Origin of the sequence: Arthrobacter sp. 2762 (assembly GCF_040548745.1) — a bacterium.
Taxonomy (GTDB): domain Bacteria; phylum Actinomycetota; class Actinomycetes; order Actinomycetales; family Micrococcaceae; genus Arthrobacter.
Genome location: NZ_JBEPSI010000010.1, coordinates 52,602 through 75,717, shown reverse-complemented (window position 1 = coordinate 75,717; position 23,116 = coordinate 52,602). Strand labels below are relative to the sequence as shown.

General features: G+C 62.0%; 26 protein-coding genes. 19 read left to right on the top strand and 7 right to left on the bottom strand.

The genetic code is table 11. The features are described from left to right. Positions 1-21: 21 nt before the first annotated feature. Positions 22-1,401: an SLC13 family permease gene (locus ABIE18_RS17920; RefSeq protein WP_499723969.1), complete on the bottom strand. Its 1,380-nt coding sequence runs from the start codon at positions 1,399-1,401 to the stop codon at positions 22-24. 112 nt (positions 1,402-1,513) lie between these two features. Here ABIE18_RS17920 and ABIE18_RS17915 point away from each other — a divergent pair, with 112 nt between their 5' ends. The 9 genes from ABIE18_RS17915 (at position 1,514) to ABIE18_RS17875 (ending at position 8,484) form a co-directional block, all read left to right on the top strand. Then, positions 1,514-2,278, top strand: coding sequence for an IclR family transcriptional regulator (locus ABIE18_RS17915; protein WP_499723968.1), 765 nt, complete (start codon positions 1,514-1,516; stop codon positions 2,276-2,278). Between the two features lie 229 nt (positions 2,279-2,507). Next, positions 2,508-2,666, top strand: a complete 159-nt coding sequence (locus tag ABIE18_RS17910; RefSeq protein ID WP_216926527.1) for a hypothetical protein — start codon at positions 2,508-2,510, stop codon at positions 2,664-2,666. Positions 2,667-3,218: 552 nt separating this feature from the next. Further along, positions 3,219-3,725 (top strand): hypothetical protein, encoded by a 507-nt coding sequence (locus tag ABIE18_RS17905; RefSeq protein WP_499723967.1) that lies wholly within the window; start codon positions 3,219-3,221, stop codon positions 3,723-3,725. Further along, the gene (locus tag ABIE18_RS17900) at positions 3,722-4,951 is read left to right on the top strand and encodes an NRAMP family divalent metal transporter (protein ID WP_498698958.1); all 1,230 of its coding nucleotides are present in this window, start codon (positions 3,722-3,724) and stop codon (positions 4,949-4,951) included. The genes ABIE18_RS17905 and ABIE18_RS17900 overlap by 4 nt, the downstream gene beginning before the upstream one ends. Further along, positions 4,948-5,376 (top strand): hypothetical protein, encoded by a 429-nt coding sequence (locus tag ABIE18_RS17895; protein WP_499723966.1) that lies wholly within the window; start codon positions 4,948-4,950, stop codon positions 5,374-5,376. The genes ABIE18_RS17900 and ABIE18_RS17895 overlap by 4 nt, the downstream gene beginning before the upstream one ends. Further along, entirely contained in the window at positions 5,363-5,698 is a 336-nt protein-coding gene (locus ABIE18_RS17890) for a PRC-barrel domain-containing protein (RefSeq protein ID WP_499723965.1), read from the top strand. The genes ABIE18_RS17895 and ABIE18_RS17890 overlap by 14 nt, the downstream gene beginning before the upstream one ends. A gap of 126 nt (positions 5,699-5,824) precedes the next feature. After that, complete coding sequence (locus tag ABIE18_RS17885; protein WP_499723964.1) at positions 5,825-6,196, top strand: hypothetical protein; 372 nt, start codon at positions 5,825-5,827, stop codon at positions 6,194-6,196. A 176-nt stretch (positions 6,197-6,372) separates the two neighbouring features. Further along, positions 6,373-6,858, top strand: a complete 486-nt coding sequence (locus tag ABIE18_RS17880; RefSeq protein ID WP_499723963.1) for an SRPBCC family protein — start codon at positions 6,373-6,375, stop codon at positions 6,856-6,858. Positions 6,859-6,954: 96 nt separating this feature from the next. Beyond that, positions 6,955-8,484, top strand: coding sequence for a CYTH and CHAD domain-containing protein (locus ABIE18_RS17875; RefSeq protein ID WP_499723962.1), 1,530 nt, complete (start codon positions 6,955-6,957; stop codon positions 8,482-8,484). 6 nt (positions 8,485-8,490) lie between these two features. Here the strand turns inward: ABIE18_RS17875 and ABIE18_RS17870 are convergent, their stop codons facing one another. Next, complete coding sequence (locus tag ABIE18_RS17870; protein ID WP_499723961.1) at positions 8,491-9,327, bottom strand: alpha/beta fold hydrolase; 837 nt, start codon at positions 9,325-9,327, stop codon at positions 8,491-8,493. A 181-nt stretch (positions 9,328-9,508) separates the two neighbouring features. On the opposite strand from ABIE18_RS17870, the gene ABIE18_RS17865 reads away from it, so the two are divergent. The 4 genes from ABIE18_RS17865 (at position 9,509) to ABIE18_RS17850 (ending at position 12,526) form a co-directional block, all read left to right on the top strand. Further along, positions 9,509-10,561, top strand: a complete 1,053-nt coding sequence (locus ABIE18_RS17865; RefSeq protein ID WP_499723960.1) for an AvrD family protein — start codon at positions 9,509-9,511, stop codon at positions 10,559-10,561. Further along, on the top strand, positions 10,558-11,532 hold the full coding sequence (locus ABIE18_RS17860; RefSeq protein WP_499723959.1) for a beta-ketoacyl-ACP synthase III: 975 nt from the start codon (positions 10,558-10,560) through the stop codon (positions 11,530-11,532). The genes ABIE18_RS17865 and ABIE18_RS17860 overlap by 4 nt, the downstream gene beginning before the upstream one ends. Before the next feature lie 89 nt (positions 11,533-11,621). Then, on the top strand, positions 11,622-11,867 hold the full coding sequence (locus ABIE18_RS17855) for an acyl carrier protein (protein WP_499723958.1): 246 nt from the start codon (positions 11,622-11,624) through the stop codon (positions 11,865-11,867). 47 nt (positions 11,868-11,914) lie between these two features. After that, a complete protein-coding gene (locus ABIE18_RS17850) occupies positions 11,915-12,526 on the top strand; it encodes a flavodoxin family protein (protein ID WP_499723957.1) in 612 nt (203 codons plus the stop codon). Positions 12,527-12,617: 91 nt separating this feature from the next. Here the strand turns inward: ABIE18_RS17850 and ABIE18_RS17845 are convergent, their stop codons facing one another. From ABIE18_RS17845 to ABIE18_RS17835, 3 genes are all read right to left on the bottom strand, one after another. Continuing rightward, positions 12,618-13,304 carry a thioesterase II family protein gene (locus tag ABIE18_RS17845; protein ID WP_499723956.1) on the bottom strand — a complete coding sequence of 229 codons (687 nt, stop codon included), beginning with the start codon at positions 13,302-13,304 and terminating at the stop codon, positions 12,618-12,620. Between the two features lie 15 nt (positions 13,305-13,319). Beyond that, positions 13,320-13,727 (bottom strand): winged helix-turn-helix transcriptional regulator, encoded by a 408-nt coding sequence (locus ABIE18_RS17840; protein ID WP_431116661.1) that lies wholly within the window; start codon positions 13,725-13,727, stop codon positions 13,320-13,322. A gap of 78 nt (positions 13,728-13,805) precedes the next feature. Continuing rightward, the gene (locus ABIE18_RS17835) at positions 13,806-14,438 is read right to left on the bottom strand and encodes an HAD-IB family hydrolase (protein WP_499723955.1); all 633 of its coding nucleotides are present in this window, start codon (positions 14,436-14,438) and stop codon (positions 13,806-13,808) included. Between the two features lie 166 nt (positions 14,439-14,604). Between ABIE18_RS17835 and ABIE18_RS17830 the strand changes: the two genes are divergently transcribed. The 5 genes from ABIE18_RS17830 to ABIE18_RS17810 all read left to right on the top strand — a co-directional run bounded on the left by ABIE18_RS17830 (position 14,605) and on the right by ABIE18_RS17810 (position 20,781). Next, positions 14,605-15,282, top strand: a complete 678-nt coding sequence (locus ABIE18_RS17830) for an FMN-dependent NADH-azoreductase (protein ID WP_477513829.1) — start codon at positions 14,605-14,607, stop codon at positions 15,280-15,282. A gap of 9 nt (positions 15,283-15,291) precedes the next feature. Further along, on the top strand, positions 15,292-15,996 hold the full coding sequence (locus tag ABIE18_RS17825; RefSeq protein WP_499723954.1) for an AAA family ATPase: 705 nt from the start codon (positions 15,292-15,294) through the stop codon (positions 15,994-15,996). A gap of 106 nt (positions 15,997-16,102) precedes the next feature. Beyond that, a complete protein-coding gene (locus ABIE18_RS17820; RefSeq protein ID WP_499723953.1) occupies positions 16,103-17,005 on the top strand; it encodes a helix-turn-helix transcriptional regulator in 903 nt (300 codons plus the stop codon). Positions 17,006-17,077: 72 nt separating this feature from the next. Next, on the top strand, positions 17,078-18,811 hold the full coding sequence (locus ABIE18_RS17815) for an ABC transporter ATP-binding protein (protein WP_499723952.1): 1,734 nt from the start codon (positions 17,078-17,080) through the stop codon (positions 18,809-18,811). Further along, the gene (locus ABIE18_RS17810; RefSeq protein ID WP_499723951.1) at positions 18,808-20,781 is read left to right on the top strand and encodes an ABC transporter ATP-binding protein; all 1,974 of its coding nucleotides are present in this window, start codon (positions 18,808-18,810) and stop codon (positions 20,779-20,781) included. Before ABIE18_RS17815 ends, ABIE18_RS17810 begins: the two co-directional genes overlap by 4 nt. A gap of 27 nt (positions 20,782-20,808) precedes the next feature. Here ABIE18_RS17810 and ABIE18_RS17805 read toward each other — a convergent pair whose 3' ends face one another. Next, positions 20,809-21,381 carry an MOSC domain-containing protein gene (locus ABIE18_RS17805; protein ID WP_499723950.1) on the bottom strand — a complete coding sequence of 191 codons (573 nt, stop codon included), beginning with the start codon at positions 21,379-21,381 and terminating at the stop codon, positions 20,809-20,811. A 91-nt stretch (positions 21,382-21,472) separates the two neighbouring features. Between ABIE18_RS17805 and ABIE18_RS17800 the strand changes: the two genes are divergently transcribed. Further along, the gene (locus ABIE18_RS17800) at positions 21,473-22,252 is read left to right on the top strand and encodes an alpha/beta fold hydrolase (protein WP_499723949.1); all 780 of its coding nucleotides are present in this window, start codon (positions 21,473-21,475) and stop codon (positions 22,250-22,252) included. Positions 22,253-22,272: 20 nt separating this feature from the next. On the opposite strand, the gene ABIE18_RS17795 is transcribed toward ABIE18_RS17800, so the two are convergent. Further along, positions 22,273-22,752: an NUDIX hydrolase gene (locus ABIE18_RS17795; protein WP_499724077.1), complete on the bottom strand. Its 480-nt coding sequence runs from the start codon at positions 22,750-22,752 to the stop codon at positions 22,273-22,275. Positions 22,753-23,116: the final 364 nt, after the last annotated feature.

Below are 23,116 nucleotides of genomic sequence, written 5' to 3'. Positions count from 1 at the left end.
TAGAAGAGTGTGCAAAGGAAGCTAGAGGCTGGACGGAACTACCAGCGCACCGACCAGAAGGAGGGGTCCGACCACCACCATGGACAAGCCCCAACGGGTGAGGAGCCTGGTGATGCGGGGCCGCTCGTCTGCATCGACCGTGGCTACGAAGGTGGCGCCGACGGTCGAGAACGGTGAGACGTCAACGATCGAGGAACACACGCCCAACGCGGCGATGACAGCCCACCCGGCAATGTCCCCGGAGGCCACAAGTGGCAGTGCCAGCGGCACCAGCGCCGCGAGCATTCCGGTGGTGGAGGCGAACGCGGAGATGAGTCCGCCGATCCCGCAGATCACCAGCGCGGCCAGCAGGGGAGTCCCGACGGCGCCCGCTGCTTCGCCGAGCATTGCAACGGCTCCCATGGTCTGAAGCACTCCGACGAACGTGATGATCCCGCCCACCAGCAACACGGTGGACCAGTCGATCTTCGCGACAGCCGATTTTCCGGATTGCGGATCGCAGAGGGTGAGGACTGAGGCGAAGGCGAAGCAGAGAACGCCGATGTCCGGATTTGAGCCCAGGACAGACATAAGGATGACGGTGACAACCAGCCCGGCCATGCACAGCACCGTGATGATTTGGTTGCGGTTGAGCTTTGAGGCCGACGCCGGTACCTCCGGCGCCGCTGCCGGGTCAAGGACCTGGACGGCTGCTTGCTTGCCGCGCGCAATGTTGCCTTCGCGCTCAAAGGGGTGCGACGGCGTCGGGCGGCTTGCGCTGAAGGATGGCAGCTGGGTGCCGAAACCGTCAGCGGTACGCGTGTTGAGCAGCCTGAACCCACCGAACATGACGTAAGCGGCGGCCAGCAGAAGGAGATTGGTTCCCAGGGCGACGCTGAAGAGGACCAGGGGATCAAGGTCGATTCCCGCTGCCCGGGCTGTGCCGTACGTGACAATGCCGAACAGGCTGGTTGGCGCGAAGCCACCCGCGCTCAGGCCTGACCCAATGGCGATCCCCATCAGCATGCGGTCGATGCCATAGCGTTTGGCAAGTGGCATGCCGATGGGGGCCATGACCAAGCCTGCCAAGGGGGAGCCCATGGCTGAGATACCGATGGTAAGCGCGAAAAATGCAATGGGCAGAAAGAAGGCGCGGTCACCTACCTTGGTGATGGCCATCTCGATGATGCGGTCGATCGTTCCGTTGGCCTGGGCGATCGAGAAGAAATACGTGACACCTGCCAGCAGGACGAGGATCCCAATGGGGAAGCCCGCCACCACTTTGTCGATGGTCATCCCCGCCATCCAAACGCCAACGCCGGCAGCCGCTGCGAACATGAGCACGCCAATGTGCACCTTGCGCAGGGTTGCCAGGACAAAGACGCCCACAAAGATGGCGAGGGCAGCTATTTGTTGTTCCAAGACCCGTTCTCCAATCAAACATCGTCGGTTCACTGGATGAACCAATGGTTCATTCTGGGAAATCGCCTGTACCGTAGGTCATAGGAAAGCGAGCGGTCAAGGGGGAGTGTGAATGAGTACGCAGAGTGTGGTCACGGCTATCCGGGTTCTTGAAGCCGTGTCGGACAACCAGCCGGCGGGCCTGTCGGAGCTGAGCCGTGAGGTGGACGTCCCCAAGGCCACGGTCCTTCGCATGCTGAGGACCCTGGCGGAATTGGGATGGGTGGCCCAGTCTGAAGCGCAGGCGGGAAAGTGGGTCCTGACCAACCATGCTTTTGCCGTGGCCAGCCGGGGAAGCAGCGGCTCGGTCATCCGCGACGCCGCCATGGGGCCCCTGAATGCATTGCAGCTGGACACCACGGAGACTGTTCACCTCGCGGTCCCGGACCGCGGGTACATGCTCATCATCGAACGTCTCGACACGCCCCACGTCCTCAGGGCTTTCCTTCCTCTGGGGTCCCGACTGCCGATGCATGCCTCCTCCACAGGGATTGCTTACTTGTCCGCCGCTGAGGACGAAATCGTGGATGAATATCTGGCCACACCCCTTGAAGCCCTAACGCCGCAAACCGTCGTGGACCCGGCGCAGCTCCGGGCCATGATCGCGGAAACCCGCGCCCGCGGCTACTCCATCAATGAACAGGGCCTCAGTACGGGGATTACCTCAATCGGGGTTCCTTTGTTGGGACCGGGCGGCGTGGCGGCAGGATCAATCTCCATCTCGGGGCCGTCAAGCAGGATCGTGCCCGCCAAGTATCAGGAATACGGAGAGGCCGCTGCGGGTACTGCGCGGGAGATCAGCCAGGCACTCGGAGCCTTTTCGGCGAAGAGGTACTAAGTTTCCTGTCGAAATACTTCGCCGGAACAGAATGCGCGCCTATCATGATGCTGTGCACGTGCTTCGGAGGGCAGCGGTTCTGTTTGAACTGTTGTCATTTGGGGTAAGTACGGAATAAGGAGATCATTTCTCCGTTCGGTGCCCGTTGCTTTGGGGTGGAGCTCCAATTGGAGTCCCAGCGGACGCCTTCCTAACTGGACAAATTTGTTTGAAGGGATGCGTAGCTTAGATGAACACACTATTGGTGATTGCCGGCGTCATTGCGATCGTGCTGCTGCTTGTTGGCGGTTTTAACCAGGCCCTGAGTTTCCTGCTGTGGGTAGGAATTATCTTGCTGGTCCTGGCGCTCATCGGCTGGGTTCTCGGCCGGGGCCGGTCACGCGTATGACAACTGATCCAACCGAAGTTGCCGGCTTCAGCCAGGTACACGATGGGATCACGACACCGGGTCATCCGATCCCACGTGATCTTGGGGCACCCGCCTCCAATGATCAGGTACCTGTTGGCGACGCATCCGGGGAAGGTTCGGAAGATGCCGCCGATGCCGGGGGAAATGAATCAGCGAATCCACCCGGGCCGGCAGAAGAAAAGGATGAGCGGACCGCAGACGATCGCGGTTTGACGACCGAAACCAATCCTTCGGATTGACATGGGTTTTGCGGTCGCGGGCAGGGAAGGGATCCCGGCCCCGACCGCGCCCTTTGGTCACCCACCCGGTACTAATAGCTGGGCGTAATTCCGTTTTATCGATTGGGGAAGAAATGCGAATCGGTTCAATTATTGGGCTGTTCGTAGTTGTGTGGCTCGTCATTGGAGCAATAGCGGCTGGCCAACGCGGCTATTACAACGCCCCACCCGCGCAGTGTTCGCAGTTTGCGACCATCGCCCTGAATATTGTGGCCGGGCCCCTTAATTACACAGGGATGGATCCACATGCCGGTTGCCAGGTTCCGCAGCCATCGTGAGCCAGTACGGCAGGCGCCTAGCGACGATTCTCCTGGCTCTGGCGGTACTCGCCGGAGCACTGACCGCATGCTCACAGCGTCCCTCCCCCGAGGCGCTTAAGGGACCGGCGAAAGACGTCTTCTCCGCCGTCCAAGCTGCCACCTTGGCTGTGGACCTCAGGATCAAAAACAGCACGACGGCGGCCGCCGGGTCCACTGCGGCAGATGACATGTTGGGCGAGGTCGAGTCCGCTACCGATGAAGTTGAAGGTTTCACCGCTCCCACCGAGGAGGAAAAGTCGCTGCGGGATGACATGCTGACCTCCTTCGCCACCATCTCGCGCGCCTTGCTTCATGCCCGTGATGCTTTGACTGCCCCGAGCGGGGGCCCTGAACAGGGGCAACCGGGATCAGCCGCGCACGGCCTGCCCGAAGTCTTGGGTGAGTTGCGCGGTGCCACCGATCAACTCAAAGCCCTCATGACCAAGGCCGGCATCCAGTGAAGCGGCTCCTCGGTGTTGCACTGGGCATCCTGACGGCGATCGGGGGCTTTGTTGACATCGGGGATTTGGTGACCAACGCCGTAGTAGGTTCACGCTTTGGGCTTTCCCTGGCGTGGGTGGTGGTGGTCGGCGTCGTCGGAATCTGCCTCTTTGCCAATATGTCAGGACGGGTGGCGGCCGTCTCAGGCCGGGCAACCTTCGAGGTGATTCGTGAGCGCATGGGGCCGCGTGCCGGGCTGGCCAACCTCGCTGCTTCCTTCTTGATCAACCTGATGACGGTCACCGCCGAGATCGGCGGCATCGCCCTGGCCCTGCAGTTGGCCAGCGGCGTGGCTTACCTGCTCTGGGTCCCCGTTGCGTTGCTGGCCGTGTGGCTGGTGATTTGGCGGGTGAAGTTCAAGATCATGGAAAACGTCACCGGGCTCCTGGGACTTTCCTTGATAGTTTTTGCCGTGGCGCTTTTCCTGCTCAAGCCCGATTGGGGTGTCCTGGCCAGCCAGGCATTCGCGCCGTCCGTTTCGCAGGAGGAAGGCCCCGGCGTGTATTGGTACTTTGCCATCGCACTGTTCGGAGCTGCCATGACCCCCTACGAGGTGTTCTTCTTCTCCTCGGGCGCTGTGGAGGAAAAGTGGAAGGTCAAGGATCTGCTGCAGGCCCGAATGAACGTTCTGCTCGGTTTCCCGCTGGGTGGGTTCCTTTCCGTGGCGATCGCCGCCTGCGCCGCCGTCGTCCTCCTGCCTGCGGGGATCAGCGTCACCACGCTGTCGCAAGTGGCGTTGCCCGTTGCCCAGGCGGGAGGACAGCTGGCCTTGGCCGTGCTGATTCTGGGCGTTGTGGCCGCTACATTCGGGGCAGCTCTGGAGACGACGCTTTCAAGCGGCTACACGTTGGCGCAGTTCTTTGGATGGTCTTGGGGAAAGTTCCGGCGGCCGGCCCAGGCAGCCAGGTTCCACATGTCCATGATCGTGGTCCTTCTGGCGGGCGCAGCTGTCCTCGCTACTGGGGTGGATCCCATCCTTGTGACCGAGTATTCGGTGGTGTTCTCCGCGATCGCCCTGCCCCTCACCTATCTGCCAATCCTGATTGTCGCGAACGATCCCCAATATATGGGCGAGCACGTCAATAACAGGGCCGTGAATATCGCCGGGTTGGTGTATTTGGTGATCATTCTTGCCGCGTCCTTGGCCGCCATTCCACTCATGATCGTTACCGGAGCAGGCGCATGAGTACGCCCAAACGCAGGAAGATCCAGCCGCACGAAATCAGGCCTGCGCCGCGCCCGGCAGGCTTGGTCCTGGACGCCCAGCTGCACTTGCTGGACCGGCAGGTGTTGGACGTCGACGGCGTGCCCGTCACCACAGTCGACGACCTCGAGTTGAGCGGTCCCGCGCCTGATGAGCCCATCCCGGAAGGTGCTGCACCGCCGAGCATAACGGCATTGCTGACAGGTCCGGTACTGGGCACGCGGATCTTCGGCGGCAGGCCGCCGTCGAACAGGTTGATCCGTATTCCTTGGGACGTCGTGTCCGGTGTGGACACCGTAATCACGGTGGGTGTGCGCTCGGACTCGCTCGATGCTTCGTGGGTGGAACGCTGGCTTCGAAACCACGTCATTGGCCGGATCCCCGGAGGTAGCCATGATCCTGACTGACGTGCTCGGCAGTGAAGTGGTGGATAGCAATGGTGACCGGCTGGGAGAGGTTTCAGATGTCCGCTTCGCCTTGGACTCGGCTCCGGCCCAGCTCCTGAGCCAAGCCCGCGTGGTGGGCATCATTGTGAGTCCGCGGACTGCGTCGTCTTTCCTGGGGTATGAGAGGCAAGGGATGACGCAGCCATGGCCGGTGGCGCAGTTGTTGCGTTGGTGGCATCGGGGATCGTTCCTGGTGCTGTGGGAGGACATCGCGATGATGGGTTCACAGGAGGTGGTGCTTCGTCCGGACTTCGTGGCTTACGAATCGGGGCTGCCACGATAGTGCCTCAACCATGAAATTGCTAAGTTTGCTGACTAATTTCTTCAAAGCATGGACACGTCGCCAATCGTCCTTATAGGTTCGAAGTGTTCCATTAACACGTTCCACCGCATGGAAAGGACAGGTCACATGGACAAGCAGAACGCCACGCCTGAAGAGGAAGCGGGAGGCTACGGCACCCCCACCGCAGAGCAGGAAGCGGGCGGATCGCAGGCGCAGCCCCGCGTGGAAGAGGATCTCAGCGAAGCCGGCCTGAGCGAGGACAGCCCTGATGGCGAAACATATGCAACCGGCGCACCAAATCTCAGCCATCTGGATCCCGAGGACTCGGACAGCGCAGGCGAACCCGGGGCAGGCCGCTTTGGCGGTATCGACGAACAGTCCCATGCCGAGCAGAATCTGGACCAGCCCGCCGACTCCCTGGCCGATGGCAGCGGCAATGATCTGCCCCGGGACGAGTCACCCAAGGACGACGACGAAGAGAATTTCGACGCAGGTTAGGCCGTAACTCCGGCGCGCCCATAAGACAGGCGCGCCACCGGTTATGCAGCCAGCCGGCTGGCGCGCCGCCGGCATTACCTGGCTCAAAAGAGCCGGCACATTAAAGCGCAGTACATATAAAAGCACTACAAGACTAAACGCACTACAAGACGAGAACATTGAAGGAGCGACACCTTATGGCTACCGTCAATAAATCAATTGAAGTAGATGTCCCCGTGTCCGTTGCCTACAACCAGTGGACGCAGTTCGAGACTTTTCCCGAGTTTATGAACGGGGTGGAGTCCGTGCAGCAGATCGATGATACTGCCCTCCACTTCGCAACGAACGTGGGTGGCGTGAAGCGCGAATACAACGCCCAGATCATCGAACAGGTGCCTGATTCCCTGGTCAGCTGGGCGAGCGTGGACGGACCGCGCAATGCGGGAACGGTGACGTTTGAACCGTTGGACGCCGGGCGCACCCGCGTCAATGTAGAGATCGACTGGGAGCCGGACACCCTCGCAGAAAAGGCCGGCTCGGCAGTGGGAGTGGACAGTTTGCGCGTGGGCGCGGACCTGGACAAGTTCAAGAAGTTCATCGAGGCCCAAGGCCATGAGACCGGAGCCTGGCGTGGCACAGTAACCGGTGGCGATGTGGACGAAGGCGGAGGAGCATTGGCTTAAAGGTTTTCGTGTAAGCCTCTTACCGGTGGAGGTCGGCCAGCGAACGGGCCGGCCTCCACGGGTGCCACGAAGAATAAGCTCCAGTAAGGAGAAGTGATGGCAACGTCCAGCAACGTAGAGGCAGAACGGAAGTTCGACGTCGATCCTTCCACGCCGCTTCCCACGCTTGAAAAGATCGACGGCGTTGCCCGCGTGGGAGAGCCAGTCACCCATAGCCTGGAAGCGGTCTATTTCGACACCGGCGATCTCGCGCTTGCGGCCCGCGGAATAACTTTGCGACGGCGGACAGGTGGTCCCGACGCCGGCTGGCACCTCAAGCTTCCCCACAGCCCAGGACGTCGCACCGAAATCCACGCACCCCTGGGCCAGGCCGATACCGTGCCGGTGGAACTGATGGATCGGATCCTTGCCTGCACGCGCGGACACGCCGTCATTGCAGTCGCCACACTCAACACCGAACGCACCAGCTACCCCCTCTATCAGGACGACGGCGGACGGGTGGCGGAGTTCGTGGACGACCACGTGCGGGCCCTTGTTTCGCTGGGGAATTCCACTGAACAACGGTGGCGCGAATGGGAAGTGGAACTCAACGGCAGCGGGCACGCGGAAAACGGCGATGACATCCTGGATGCCGTCGCAGCCCAGCTCACACAGGCAGGGGCAAGTCCAAGCGAACGCACTTCCAAACTGGCAACGGCCCTGGGAGATTCCTGGCCGCGTGCAAAGGGGGCCGGCCGCGAGGTCCCCAGGGGCAAGGGCCCGGCCGTTGTACCCGTACTGAACTACCTCGACGCCCAGGTGGCCAAGTTGCTCCTGCAGGACGCGCATGTGCGAATGAACCGTGACGATTCTGTGCATAAGATGCGCTCACTGACCCGGCGGATCCGCTCGGTGCTCCACAGTTACCGCAAGCTTTTCAAGGGTTCCCCGGTCCAGGAACTTGAGCTCGAACTGAAATCGTTGGCCACGACTCTTGGACGCTACCGGGATGTAGAGGTCCTTCATGAGCGGCTCCGAAAGGATGTGGACGAACTGCCAATGAAGCTGGTTTTGGGTCCGCTTCACGCTGAGCTGGGTGAGCGGATGAAGGTTCGGGCGGACACGGCGATGGCAGCAATCAGGACCCGGCTCAACAGTCCCCGCTATTTCCGGCTTCTGGATGGGCTCGAAGCCTTCCTGGACTCTCCCGCAATTGCGCCGCTAGGAACCGGCCCCGCACGCAAGACCACAGCGAAGCTCGTTAACAAAGCGGCTAAACGCCTCACCAAACGCCACGACGCCGCGGTGGGTGCCGCCGTCGGACCTTCACGTGACACGGCATTTCACGATGTCCGAAAGACTGCCAAGAAGCTGCGCTTCGCCGCGGCCACCGCCGAAAGTGTCCACGGGAAGAGCGCCGCAAAGCTCGCGGACGCTGCCCATGATGTCCAGACCATTTTGGGTGAACATCAGGACAGCGCCATGGCCCGTGCCGAGCTTTTGAAGCTGGGGTCTGCGTCCGGCGCCGGTAACAGCGCCTTCACGTACGGTCTGCTTCATGCCGCCGAACGCGCAAAGGCCGACGCCGCGCAGCAGGAGTATCTGCGTAGCGGCAAGAAAGCCCGGAAGCTCCGCCTCAAGAAGTAGGGGATGCTACTTCTTAAGGAAGGTCAGCAACGCTTCGTTGACCTCGGCACCGTGCGTCCACAACAGACCGTGCGGTGCGCCCTCGATCTCCTGGTACTCGGCGCTGGGCAGCGCGTTCTTGAAGCGCCGCCCTGTGACGTCGATGGGGAGGATGTTGTCCGCGGTGCCGTGAACGATCAAAGCCGGCACATCGATCTTCGGGATGTCCGCGCGGAAGTCCGTCAGCCATGTGGGCTGGGCGGCCGCGGACGCGAAGGCGCCCGCCTGGCTTGCAAGGTTCCAGCTGGCGTCCACGGATTCCTGGCTGAGGCGTTCTGTCCCCAGGAAGGTGTCGCTGTTGTAGAAGTTCTTGAAGAAGTCGGTAAAGAAGGCGTAGCGGTCGGCCTTGGCGGCCTCATACAGCCCGTCGAAGACATCCTGCGGAACGCCGTCCGGGTTGTCATCGGTCTTCAGCATGAACGGCTCCAAGGAACCAAGGAAGACGGCCTTCGCCACGCGGGCGGAACCGTAAGTGCTGATGTAGCGTGCAACTTCGCCGGTGCCCATGGAGAAGCCAACCAGCACGGCATCGTTCAGGTCCAGGGTTTCCAGGAGGGTCTTGAGATCTGCGGCGAAGGTGTCGTAGTCATAGCCCACCGTGGGCTTGCTGGACTTTCCGAAGCCTCGTCGGTCATAGGTAATGACGCGGTAGCCGGCATCGAGCAGGGCAGCAGTTTGCTTCTCCCACGATGAACCGTCCAGCGGATACCCGTGGATAAGGACCACTGGCTGGCCCGTCCCATGGTCCTCGTAGTAAAGCTCAATCTCGGTGCTGTTTTCGTTTCCGACGGTGATGTAAGCCAAAACTCAAGTCCCTTCATAGCGGTCATGGGTGGAACACGTCCAGCCTACTGTCCATGCACCCGCAGACACGCCCGTCAGCGCAGAGGGTGGTGTTCCCACCACCACCATCCACGGACACTGGTTGCCGGCGGCTGCGCGATGGATTCTAGGATCACCGCCGATGACGATCCTAGGAATACCCATGCCACTTGCCCTACGCTCCAGCACCCGGAGTTACACCTCCATCGACGAACTCCTGGGCGACGGTCGCCGTCGGTTCTTCAGCCACGGCTACAAGACCACCAACCCACGGCTGCGGGAACTCCGCGTGAACCATACAGTCTCCGAATCCACGCTCACGGCCCGCGCCGCCCTTGGCGTAGAAGGTACGTGGTCCATCAAGGGGAACTCCGAGCAAACCCCACACCTTGGCACCACGGATGTCCTTGTTTTGGCTGCCAGGATGGCAGAGGCTTTGCTGGCCAGCCGGTATTCTCCTGAACTGTTGGCTGCCGCCTACCTGGCGTCGGTGACCATCTCGGGTGGCAGTGAGCCGGTGGAAGGTACGCTGGGCGATCTCGAATGCCGGGCGACGCTGCACGACCTGGGACACGCTTCGGTCCTTCGCTGCTCTGTTGCGTCCATGACCGCAGTACTGGAAGTAGCCCATGAGCACGCCGAACTCGGGCTCGCGTCAGTCCAATCGCCGTCCGAGGAAGCTTTGGTGGGTGACGCCAGCACGCGACTCTATGGTGGGCTGTGGGCAGAACGGCAGGTTTCGCTGCTGGACGTCGTCCTGGATCCGAGTGAAGGAGACGCCGGCGAAGGAATGGCCCGCGCGCAGCTCTCATTCCGCCAGCAGCCCTCACTGTCCCGACGCTTGGATGACCGCCGCGGGTTGGAGGCCGCCTACCCACAGGCGCTATCCGCCGTCGAGTACTTTGTTGCCTCGCTGCAGCTGGGACAGGTTCTCCTGTACCGGCTCGATTCCATGAACCGCGCGGACAGCAACACCTTGTGGATGCGCAAAACCCGCATCACACTCAGCGGCTCCTGCCCGAAGAATGGGGGCGGGCAGGGGACCGGCCTTGCCGTGGCGCTGCAGAAGAGCCGGGTGATCCAAAAGGACGGCGGATGGTGGCGCTGCGCTGACGTCGTAGGAACGTTCGACGGCGGCGAAGTAGTTTGCAGCGTTGCCCACCAACTGCCGTCCCACCTTGTGGCCGCAAGTGCTTCCGTGGGAGATAAGAAATGAGTGCGGCATCCGCAGTCGTGCGGGGATTGGGCGGCGCCTTGCCCAGGAAGGTGGTCACCAACGAGCATCTGTCTGCTGTCATGGACACCTCGGACGAATGGATCAGGCGCAGGACAGGCATCGCCGAACGCCGCCACTCTGACGAAACGGAAAGCACCAGCGTCCTGGCCACCACGGCCGGGCGGCGCGCCTTGGCCAGTGCCGGCGTCGATTCGGCTGGGCTCTTGATTGTGGCGACCTCGACGCCGGACAAGGTCTGCCCGGCCACGGCACCCAAAGTGGCAGCAAACCTGGGGCTGAGGGGCATCGCTGCATTCGATGTGTCCGCGGTTTGCTCCGGATTTGTCTATGCATTGACTACCGCCACGTGGGCCATCCGCTCGGGATCCGTGGACTCGGCACTGGTCATCGGTGCGGACACCTTCACCCGCCTGCTCGATCCGACGGACCGGACCACTTCGGTGATTTTCGGGGACGGAGCGGGCGCGGCTTACCTGTCGGCTGGAACAGCAGACGAACCCGGAGCCATCAAGGCGTCAACGTTGCACTCCGATGGCGAGGGCGAAACGCTCATCCACGTGCCGGAAGGTCCTGGTTCATTTTTTGAGATGCAGGGCAAGGAGGTTTTCACTCAGGCAGTCGCAGCGATGTCCGGTTCTGTGGAAACAGTACTCGCCAGCGCTGGCTGGGCTGCCGATGACGTGGATTCCTTGATTGCACACCAAGCGAACCTTCGAATCCTGAACACCGTTGCTTCCGTGACCGGCATTCCGGGATCCAGGGCCGAAGTCCACCTGGACAGGGTGGGCAATACCTCAGCCGCATCCATCCCGTTGGCCATGACCGACGCCGGAACCAAAGGCCACAGGAGCCCCGGAGACAAGGTGGTCCTGACTGCCTTTGGCGGAGGAACCACCTGGGGAGCCATTGCCATGACATGGCCATCGATCTCGGTTGTCGACCCGCACTAGGGCCGGACACCGATTCCTGCAGGCCGGGGTGCCGTGCAGGACCACTGTGGCGCCGGCTAACCCGGGCCACCTGTAAAAGGGGGAAGCAAATGGAAATTACAGCTATGGACGTCGTAGGGGCGATCGGGTCCACCATGGACGAGCTCGGCCACATGGGGCCGGACGACTCGTTCGCTGATCTTGACATCGATTCGCTGTCACTTGTTGAGGCCGCCGTGATCCTTAGCAACAAATTCGGGGTTCGCGTGGATGAATTCGAGCTCACCGAGGCAGGCAGTGCCCGCGCAGCAGCCAGCATGCTCACGGAAAAGCTGGCCCTGCAGCCCGCCATCTAGTCACATCATCACAAGAAGACCACACAGTACAAACAGTAAGGACACCCATGGCCACTCCCGCGATTGCAGTTGTTTATTATTCAGGTTCGGGCCACACCAAGGTCCTGGCAGACGCAGTGGTTTCCGCTGCCGCCGCCACCGGAGCCACAACGGCTCTCCTGCGCGTGGATGAGCTGACCCAGGAATCCTGGGATTTCATCGACCAAGCGGACGCCATCATTTTCGGCGCCCCCACCTACATGGGCACCGCGCCTGCGGCCTTCCATGCGTTCGCAGAGAAGACCGCAGGCCGCTGGGCCGTGCAGAAATGGCACAACAAGCTGGGTGCCGGCTTTACCAATGCCGCCTGCAAGGCCGGTGACAAGAATTCCACCCTGGACTACTTCTCCACTTTCGCAGCCCAGCACGGCATGAACTGGATCAACCTGGGCCTGCTTCCGGGATGGAAGAGCACCAAAGGCAGCGAAAATGATCTCAACCGCTTTGGCTACTTCAACGGTGCCGCCGCCCAGACATTCTCGGACGTCGGTGTGGAAGGCGTGCACCCTGCAGACATCGCTACTGCAGGGCACTTGGGGCGGCGGGTTGCTGAGATGGCCGCTATCTTCGCTGCCGGCAAGACCGCTCTTGACCGTGAACTCGTGAGCACGGGAGCATAGGGCTTTCTCGTTTCAGGGCCACGGAAAAGCCTGGCGACGCCCATATCCGGGCGTCGCCAGTCTTTTTCCGTGGCGCCGAACAGTTTGCGTGTCATAACGGGGCATGGGTGTCGTGAGTCGCCTCGGCGGACAGGGTGGCTGCCACGATCGCCCTGACCTTCGGGTTGCCTACATGGAACAGATGGCCACCGCCCACCACCTCGATCAATCGTGGCTTCTGCGCGCACCAGTCCGCCCAGCGCAGTGACTCTGAAGCCGTAACCACAGGATCGTCAGAGCTGTAGAGGACTGTGGCGGGTACCTCCAACTGGCGGGCGGGCAGCCTGCCGGGATAGCTCTCCAACAATGCCAGATCCTCAAGCAGTACTTCCCGGGCCCGCTCGGACAGGGCGGTCGTGCTGAGCACGTGCTCGGACAGGGCTGCCACGGAGGGCGACGTCCCGGACCGGGCGCTGGAAGCGGCTGCCGCGGCAGCACCGCCGTCGTACACTCCCGACGGCGGCCGCGCGGCTGCGAGGAACACGTGCACCACCCGCCCGGTTTCCTGAAGCCGAAGGGCGGCCTCGAAGGCGAACACGGCGCCCATGCTGTGGCCATAGAGCGCCACCTGCCCGGACTGCGAGCTTGCGATTCGTTCGGCCATGGCGGCCGCGGCACCGCCAACGGAACGGAAATTCCTGCCGCGGTATGCGAGCTTGGTGACGTGCACGCCGTCGAAACGCCAGCCGGCAAAACTGGCTGTGGTTCCGCCGGCGTGGTGCAGGCAAAACAGGTGCATGCCGGCGTCCTGGCGCTAGTTGAAAGCGAGTCGGTGACGGTCGTGTTCCATGCGGGACGCGGCGACGTCGTCCATGTGTTCCTCGGCCCACTCCTTCATCTCGAAGATGATCCGCAGGAGGGAATGTCCGCGCGGAGTGAGCTCGTAGTCAGTTCGCACGGGGACGGAGACGGTCACATGCCTTAGGACCAGCCCGTCCCGTTCAAGCGAGCGGAGCGTGGACGTCAACATTTTCTGGCTTGCGCCGGGGATCCGTTTGCGGAGGTCGCTGTGACGCTGCTGCCCGTCCTCCAGTGCGAGCATCACCAAGGTGACCCACTTGCTGCTGATGGCCTCGAGCAGTTGGCGTGCCGGGCAAAGATCCAGGGAAGCGTTGTAGTGCTTCTGGGCGTTCATGCGTTTCTGTTCAGCCGTGAGAGTCATTTCCCCAATACTTTCCTCATCAAGTGGACTGCTTGCCACAGTTTACTTGGGGGTTGTTACTGGTGGGGAAACGGCGACTCACCCCTTGACTGCCGCTGGCGTGACCAGCAGCGATTCTCCGGTCAATGCCATGAAAGGAAGATCCGAGCTGTGGTCCCCGTAGGCGAAGCTGCCTGACAGGTCCACCGAGAATTCGGCGGCGTGCGCTGCCACGGCCCGGGCCTTGGCGTCGGCCACCAGAGCTTCCTTGATTTCGCCGGTATAGATGCCATTCGCAGCAGCAGGGAACGTGCACAGCAGCTCGAGGTGGGGCCACCGCCGTCGAACACGTACCAAAGCGGGCTCGAACGAAGCCGTAACGGCCACAATGCGCCGCCCCGCCGCGGTGTGTTTGTCCAGGAGGGAGGTCACGGGTTCCAGGAAGGACCAGCTGTCCGGTGACGCGGCTTGGAAATCTGCCCAGCGCTCGCCGAGTTCCTGGACTTCGCTCACGCTGCGGCCCCGCCACCAGCTGAAGTACCGGGCGTTCGTCACGGACCTTGGTACGCCGTTCCTGGCTGCAGCCCGCAGGCCCTCAAGGAAGACCTCCGCTTCGGCTTTGCGGGAGTTGCCGGCGTCAAAGCGGAGGAATTCGAAGATGGTGTTGTAGGCGGTGACGGTGCCGTCGATGTCGGTGTAGGCGGCATGCAAGGGGTTTCCGGATTCTTCCACAGGAAGAATCCTAGGGACCGCTCCGGCACATGGAAGCCTTCCAAGGGAGGGCACTTTGAGGTGCCCTAGGCACAAAAAAGTGCGTTCTTACGCGCTGATGCGATGTCCGTGAGGATCGAATACGGGGCACAAAACGTCCCCGCAGCAAAGCCTCGAAAGGAAGCCAATGCCTACCATCCTCCACATCAACGCCTCTCCGCGCTACGCCAACAGCGACTCCCTGCGGTTGGCCCGGCACTTCATCGACTCCGTCCAGGCTGCCGGTCCAGAGAGCTTTGAGCTGGAGACCCTGAACTTGTTCGACGACGGTGCGTTGCCTGTTTTCGGTCGGATCGCGGCTGCCGCCAAGATGGCTGTCTTCACCGGACAGGACCAGACGCCGGAGCAGGTTGCCGCATGGGAATCCGCCCGCGCTGTGTTCGATCAGTTCGCTGCAGCCGACGCGTATGTCTTCAATATCCCCATGTGGAACTCGGGAGTCCCCTACGTGCTGAAGCAGTGGATCGACATCATCACCCAGCCTGGCTGGAGCTTCGGCTTCGACCCGGAGCAGGGCTACCGCGGCCTCATGGAAGGCAAGCAGGCCCTTGCGATCCACACCAGCGGGGTCTACGCCCCGGGTGTTCCGGCCGCTTTCGGCTCCGACTTCAGCAGCACGTTCTTCGCTGACTGGCTGAACTTTGTGGGCATCGAGGACGCAACCCACGTCCGTTTCGCTCCCACCGTCCTGAACGGCGACGTCGATGGCACCCGCAAGGTTGCAGAAGCGGACCTGAGCGACGCTGCAATCGAGTTCGCCGGCAAGCTCAGCGCCGCGGGTACCCTCCAGCTCGTCAACGACTAGGAGCTCCTTGTGCGCATCGGCATTTCGGGTACCTATTCCTCGGGCAAGACGTTTACGTCCATGGCTTTGTCCCACTACACGGGGCTGCCCCGCACCAAGGCCAGGACCATGCGGGAAATCCTGCCCGAGGCCGCCCCTGGCAAGACCCTCGAGGAATGCACTGCGGCGGAGCTCATCCAGATGATCGTGACCCGTCATGTGGAGCGTGCCGTGTACGAGGACAAGCTCTCGGCCGGTTTCATCTCCGACGGTTCATCGCTGCAGGAATGGATCTACGGGTCCGTCAGGGTTTCCCTCGGGCTGAACCCCAGTGCCTCAGCCCACCTGGCGGCGGGGGAGAGCGTGGAGAAGACTCCTGAACTCGCATTCTTCGAAGAGGTGATGACCAGCCTGGGCAACAGCTTCAAGAGGCACGTCAAGAACTCCTTCGATGTGTTCGTGCACTTGAAGAACGAGCTTCCGCTCTCTGCTGATGGACACCGCCCGGTCAACGATCAGTTCCGGAACATGTCCGATGAGATCCTGCAGCACACCATGGACGAGTTGGGCATCCCCTTCCATGTTGTGTCAGGTTCCGTGGAGGAGCGTCTGGTCCGGATTGCTTCCCTGTTCAACCTTGAGCCGCGCATGAGTCCCCAGGAGGCCACACGCCTGGCAGCCGAGGAATACGCGCAGCTGGACGTGCGCTCCGAGCGGGAGAGGGTCCTGCAGTAACCAGGAAACATCCGTTTGGATCCTGCTCACCGGTTCGTCCGGCCATCCGCTGTGCCGTAGCTGCCCAGCGGGTGGCCGGACGCTCGTCTTTTTACTGGAGACCCCATTGCCTACCGACCAGTCCCTTGCCCATCAAGCCCGCTCCAACCACGCCCGCCTTGGCGAGTTCTTCCGCACCCGCCGCGAGCAGACCCGTCCTCAGGATGTCGGGTTACCGGTCAGCCCACGACGCCGGACTCCCGGACTCAGGCGCGAAGAGGTGGCCGTCCTGGCGAATGTTGGTGTCTCCTGGTACACGTGGCTGGAGCAGGGGCGGGCCATTGGCGCCTCGGAGGAAATCCTTGATGCCATTTCGAACGCACTGCGGCTTAGTCCTGAGGACCGAACCTATGTCCGGCGGCTTGCGTCCGGGCGCCGCTCTGGCCTGTCCGGCAGCAAGGACAGCGCGGCCGGCGGTCCGGCTTTGGGACAGGCCACCGGTCACAGCTTCGACGTAGACGACGCCCAGCTCGCTCTGCTGCAGCAACTGGTGGATGCCATGGCGAACCCCAGCTACGTCGCTGACCCTTTTTGGAGCGTCGTGGCCATGAATTCCGCGGCTGCAGAAACCTTCGATACCCGTGTGGGTGAAAGCTGCCTCCAACGCTTTTTCACGGATCCGGAGCTCGCCCGGCCCCACGTGCACAAGGAGATGATGGCCCGCTCCATGGTGGCGCAGTTCCGTGCACAGTCAGCCAACTTTCCGGACGATCACCGTTTCGATGCCGTGGCACGCGGCCTATGCCAGGTCTCGGAAGCCTTCCGGGAATTATGGCAGCGGCAAGTGGTTGGCGATTCGTACCACGTGGACGTTGTGTACGACCACCCAGCGGCAGGCCGCCTCAGCTTCGCTCCCATGGTGCTGGGTGTCCCGCAGTTCCCTGCCCTCCGTCTTTTCACTTACCTACCAAAAAGCGGTACCGGAACGCAGGCTGCCCTGCAAGGTTTGAACAGGAAAGCAGTGGGCTGATTTTCCCTCTAGTTGCCCACAGCAACCAGACGTAAACTAGCCTTCGGTTCACTACGTTGGTTCGGAGTCCCCATGCTTTGGAAGGTTCTCGTCCGGTTCCTGAAGCCGCACCAGCGGTTGCTGGTAGCCGTCGTCGTTTTTCAATTGGCGCAATCCATCGCGTCCCTTTACCTGCCTACGCTCAACGCCGACATCATCGATAACGGCGTCGCTGCCGGCGATACCGATTACATCCTGCGCATGGGTGGCCTCATGCTGCTGATCACGCTGTTGCAGATCGCGTGTGCCGTGGTGGCCGTGTACTTCGGCGCGAAGGCAGCCATGGGAATGGGCCGTGACCTACGGGACGCCATCTTTGCCAGGGTGGGGGAGTTCTCAGAGCAGGAGGTCACCAAATTCGGGGCGCCATCCTTGATCACACGGTCCACCAACGATGTCCAGCAGGTTCAGCAACTGGTCCTCATGTCCTGCACGCTCATGGTTGCGGCGCCCATGCTGAGCATCGGCGGCGTGATCATGGCGGTGCGGCAGGACGCCCAACTGTCCTGGCTGATCGCGGTATGTGTTCCGGTATTGCTGGTGGCCGTCGGGTTGATCGTGACACGGATGGTGCCGCTGTTCCGCAAAATGCAGGTTCGCATCGACGCCGTCAACCGCGTCCTGCGCGAGCAACTGACTGGCATCCGCGTGGTCCGGGCGTTCGTGCGTGAAGACATGGAGACCTCCCGGTTCGGCAGGGCGAACGACGACGTCACTGACGTCGCGCTGCGGGCCGGCCGTTTGATGGCGCTCATGTTTCCTGTGGTCATGTTGGTGATGAACATTTCCAGTGTTGCGGTGATCTGGTTCGGCTCGTTCCGGATTGAGGACGGTTCCATGCAGGTAGGCACGCTGATTGCTTTCCTCAGCTACCTCATGCAGATCCTCATGTCCGTCATGATGGCCACGTTCATGGCCGTGATGATCCCGCGCGCGTCCGTTTCTGCCGACAGGATCGGGGAGGTGCTGGAGACCGCCTCAAGTGTCCAGCCGCCGTCGAATCCTGTTACCGGCGGTATCCGCCGTGGAGAACTGGAAATGCGCGACGTCGGATTCGCCTACCCGGGTGCCGAGCAGCCCGTGCTCAGCGGCGTCACCTTCACCGCCCTGGCCGGCCAGACCACAGCAATCATCGGCAGCACGGGCGCCGGGAAGACCACCTTGGTGAACCTCATGCCGCGGCTGTTTGACGCCACCGCTGGAGCGGTACGGATGGACGGCGTGGACATCCGGGATCTGCATCCGGACCTTTTGTGGGGGCACATCGGCCTGGTACCGCAGCGGCCGTATCTGTTCTCAGGCACCGTCCGCAGCAACCTTCAATACGGCAAACCTGACGCCAGCGACGACGAACTATGGCAGGCCCTTTCAGTGGCCCAGGCGCGGGACTTTGTTGAAGAGATGGAAGGTGGATTGGATGCGCCCATCTCGCAGGGCGGCACCAACGTTTCCGGCGGGCAGCGGCAACGCCTGGCCATTGCCCGGGCACTGGTGAAACAGCCGGAGCTCTACATTTTCGACGATTCGTTCTCCTCGCTGGACACCGCTACCGACGCCCGCCTGCGGCAGGCCCTTAAACACCACACCAACGGCGCCACGCTGGTGATCATCGCCCAGCGCGTCTCCAGCATCGCGGACGCGGACCAGATATTGGTGCTCGACGACGGCAGGATCGTTGGGCAGGGAACGCATGATGAGTTGTTGGAGAGTTCCGAAACGTACAGGGAAATCGTGTCCTCCCAGCTGGCGGCGGAGGAGGCGGCATGAGCGCCATGACAGCTGGTCAACGCGGGCCACAGCGGCCACCGATGGGGCCTGGACGTGGCGGTCCGTTCGCTGGCATGAGCATTCCGGCGGAGAAAGCCTCCAACTTCGGTGCCTCGGCCCGGCGGCTGCTGGGCACCTTGCGGCCTGAGCGGTTCTGGCTGACGCTGGTCCTGGTTTTCGCGGTGGTCAGTGTGACTTTGTCGGTGATCGGGCCCAGGCTGCTCGGCGAGGGAACCAACCTCATCTTCGCCGGCGTCGTGTCCAAACAACTGCCCGCAGGGGTTTCCAAAGCCCAAGTGATCGCTGGCCTGCGCGCCTCCGGCGAGAACAACAAGGCCGACATGCTGAGCGCCATGGACCTGACACCCGGCATCGGAATCGACTTCGGTGCACTGTCCTCCGTGTTGCTCTGGGTGCTGGCGCTGTATGTCCTGGCCTCAGCGTTCGGTTGGATGCAGGCGTACGTGCTCAACGGCGTCGTGCAGCGGACCGTGTATCGCCTTCGTGAGCGGATCGAAGCGAAGATCCATAGGCTTCCGCTGCGCTATTTCGACTCCATCCAGCGCGGCGAGCTGCTCAGCCGGGTGACCAACGACGTCGACAACATCTCCCAAAGCCTCCAGCAATCCATCAGCCAGGTGGTGTCCTCCCTGCTGACCGTGCTGGGCGTGCTGGTGATGATGTTCCTGCTCTCACCGTTGCTGGCCGTCATCGCGTTGGTGACCATCCCGCTCACCCTGGGAACCACGGTAGTGATCGCCAAGCGCTCGCAGAAACTGTTCGTCGCACAATGGAAAAACACCGGCGAACTCAACGGGCAGATTGAGGAAACGTACACCGGTCACGCACTCGTGAAGGTCTTCGGCCGGCAAAACGAAGTCCAGGAGAAATTCCGGGCCAAGAACCGCGAGCTGTACCAGGCAAGCTTCGGAGCGCAATTCGTGAGTGGCCTGATCATGCCGGCCATGACGTTCATCGGAAACCTGGTGTACGTGGGTATTGCCGTGGTGGGCGGTCTGCAGGTGGCCTCGGGCGCAATGCAGTTGGGTGACGTGCAGGCCTTCATCCAATACTCACGGCAGTTCACCATGCCGTTGGCGCAACTCGGATCCATGGCCAACATGCTCCAATCCGGCGTTGCCTCGGCGGAACGCGTGTTCGACCTGCTGGATGAGGAAGAGGAATCCCCGGAACCTGATTCCGCTGAGTCCAGGGGCACAGCGCGTGGACGGCTCGTGTTTGAGAATGTGTCCTTCCGGTACCTGCCCGACAAGCCACTCATCACGGACCTCAGCCTGGTGGCAGAGCCCGGCCAAAGCATTGCCATCGTTGGACCAACCGGTGCCGGCAAGACCACCCTGGTGAACCTCATGATGCGTTTCTACGAACTGGACGCAGGACGCATAACCCTCGACAGCGTGGACATCGCCTCCATGTCCCGGCAGGAACTGCGCTCGCGGATGGGCATGGTCCTGCAGGATACGTGGCTCTTCGGCGGGACTATCCGCGACAACATCGCCTATGGCCGGCCCACAGCGTCCGAACCCGAGATCCTTGAAGCTGCCCAGGCCACCTACGTGGACCGGTTCGTCCGTTCCCTTCCCGAGGGCTACGACACAGTGCTCGACGACGAAGGCGGCAACGTCTCCGCCGGCGAGAAGCAGCTCCTCACGATCGCCCGCGCCTTCTTGTCCCGTCCATCGGTCCTGATCCTCGATGAAGCCACCAGCTCGGTGGATACCCGTACCGAGGTTCTGGTGCAGAAAGCCATGAACGCGCTGCGCTCGGACCGGACCAGCTTTGTCATCGCGCACCGGCTCTCCACCATCCGCGACGCCGATCTCATCCTGGTGATGGAATCCGGGCAGATCGTGGAACAGGGGACCCATTCTGAGTTGCTTGCTACGGGCGGGGCGTACTCACGGCTCTATGAGGCGCAGTTTGCGGCGCCAGCGGCTGAAGAGGTGTGAGCCTTCGGTTTTGGGAAGCCGTGGAAATTAGGGAAGCCGGGAGGGCCGGAGCACCGTTGCCTCTCCTGCCCGGGAAGGGTTCAACGGCACAGGACTCACCAACACAGCCGGACCTCTGTGGAGTAATCCTCCGGAGATCACCTGGCAGCGAACCCCACCCCTGCCGCGCATCGCCCTGTGTGCCCCCGGTGCCAGCATCTGGTCCATCCAAGCGCAAGGGTGTGCTGGCCTCCCTGCCTTCAGCCGCACGGAATCCCCGCCGGATTCCAGAGTGAATTCATGGCCCAGCAAGGGAGCCAGCTCGGCCCCGCGAAGCACCACGTTTCGCCGGGTCATCAATGGGTCGAGTGGCCCGGCGCCCAGCTCGGAGGCAATCGCCTCGAGCGCCTCCATCGCGAACAGGGTCACCGCCGCATCCATGTGCGCGGCTTTGCCGAAGAACCTGTCACCCACGATGCCCTTGCCGGCAACAAGCTCGGCCCGCTCAGCGTCCGTCGTCGGAACATCCGCGGCGCCTTCTCGGGCGCGGCCAAAATAGGCGTGCGCTGGCGACACCAAAAGGTGCAGCACCTCGACGTCGTACCTGTACTCAGCGGTCATCATTCAACGCTAATGCCTTCAGGCTCGGAACGGCAGCGCCCTATGCCGTACGCCACAGCGCCGGCGCCGCCCCTGAAGATACAGTGGCACGGTGAACTTTGCCGTGGCCCCTGATGGCGCTCAACTCGCCTGGACCTCCGAAGGCGACGGCGAACCAATGCTGTTGATTGCCGGCCAAGCGACCGCCATGGACGGTTGGGGCCCGACGGCGGAGCTCCTGTCCCGCTCTCACCGCGTCATCCGCTTCGATCACCGGGGCATAGGCCGCAGCAGCAAGGGTGAGGCCGGCCGTTACACCACGAGGCTGATGGCCGCAGATGCAGCCGAGGTCCTCAAAGCTGCGGGCGTTGATTTAGCACACGTGTACGGTCACTCCATGGGTGGACGGGTAGCGCAGTGGTTTGCCATCGACTACCCGGAGAAAGTCCGAACGCTGGTCTTGGCCGCCACCAGCGGAGGAAGGTGGCCAGGTGAGGGTACGGACCCCGACAAGGCTGCCATGCAGGCACTGGTCAGCGGGGAGAAGGACCGCTTGGTACCGCTCTTTTTTGATGAGGACTGGGCGCGCAACAATCCGGAGGCCGTTCACACCTTCTTCTCCTCCCACGCTTCAGCCTGGGCCAAGGCACGTCATTTCAAGGCCAGTCGTGAGCACGATGCATGGAGCCGGCTAGGCGATATCAAAGCCCCGACTCTGATAATTCATGGCACCGAGGACGCGCTCACCCCGTTACGCAACGCTGCGCTCCTGCGCGAGCACATCTGCCGTTCGGTATTGGTAAGGGTTCCCGGGGCGGGTCATGGCCTGCACCTTGACCACCCGGAGACCATTGACTGGATTCGGCAATTTGTTACCAAAAAGGGCGCCTAGTTCCTGCTGGCTGGCCGGCTCTAAAGGGCTTTCCCGCCAAGGTGCCGGACCAAAGCGTCCACAATGGGCAGTTGCCCCTTGACGAGCTTGCTCCGGGCTGTGGCTTGTTCAAACCACCGGGCGTCGTCTATCTCCGGAAATTCCTTGATAGAGCCGGAACCCTTGGGCCACTCCATGGGAAAGGTGTTGCTGACGATCTCATCGGGCTGGAAGGAATCCGCTTCTGCTGCGAAGGCAGTGATGAGTTTGCCGGAGGGCTGTTTGAAAACCCCCAATAGCTCGTAGTCGCCTGGTGGCGGTGGAGTCCCAATTTCCTCGGTGAATTCGCGACGGGCAGCAATCAGCGGGTCTTCGTCCTCAAGGAATTCACCCTTGGGAATTGACCACGCGTGTTCGTCCTTATGCGCCCAAAAAGGTCCACCCATGTGGGCAATCCAAAGCTCCAACTCTCCAGTGGAACCTTGTCGGTAAAGCAGGATTCCAGCGCTGCGAATCGTGATGTGGCCTCCCGACGTCGTGATTTGAACGCGAAATGAACGGACAAAGCCAAGATTACTCCCGGCCACGCTGCGGTTATCCAATTGATGGCATATCGCCCATTTTGGTTCTTCAATTCCCTTCCTAAGGACCCACGACTACTTGATAATCGAGGAACTGCACGTTCCTCGTGGGGGTGGAACGTCTTTGCGGTCGCCGGTTTTTGCCGACGACGAGTCTGGGCGCATCAATGGAGGACACGGCTATGGCATGGTCAGTAGGGCTCATTCCGCATGGGCGAATAAAAGCAGCAGGTTTGGCCGTCGCGCTGGCGGTGGGCTTATCAATGCTTGCTGGAACAGGCCCATCACACGCGGCCGATACAAC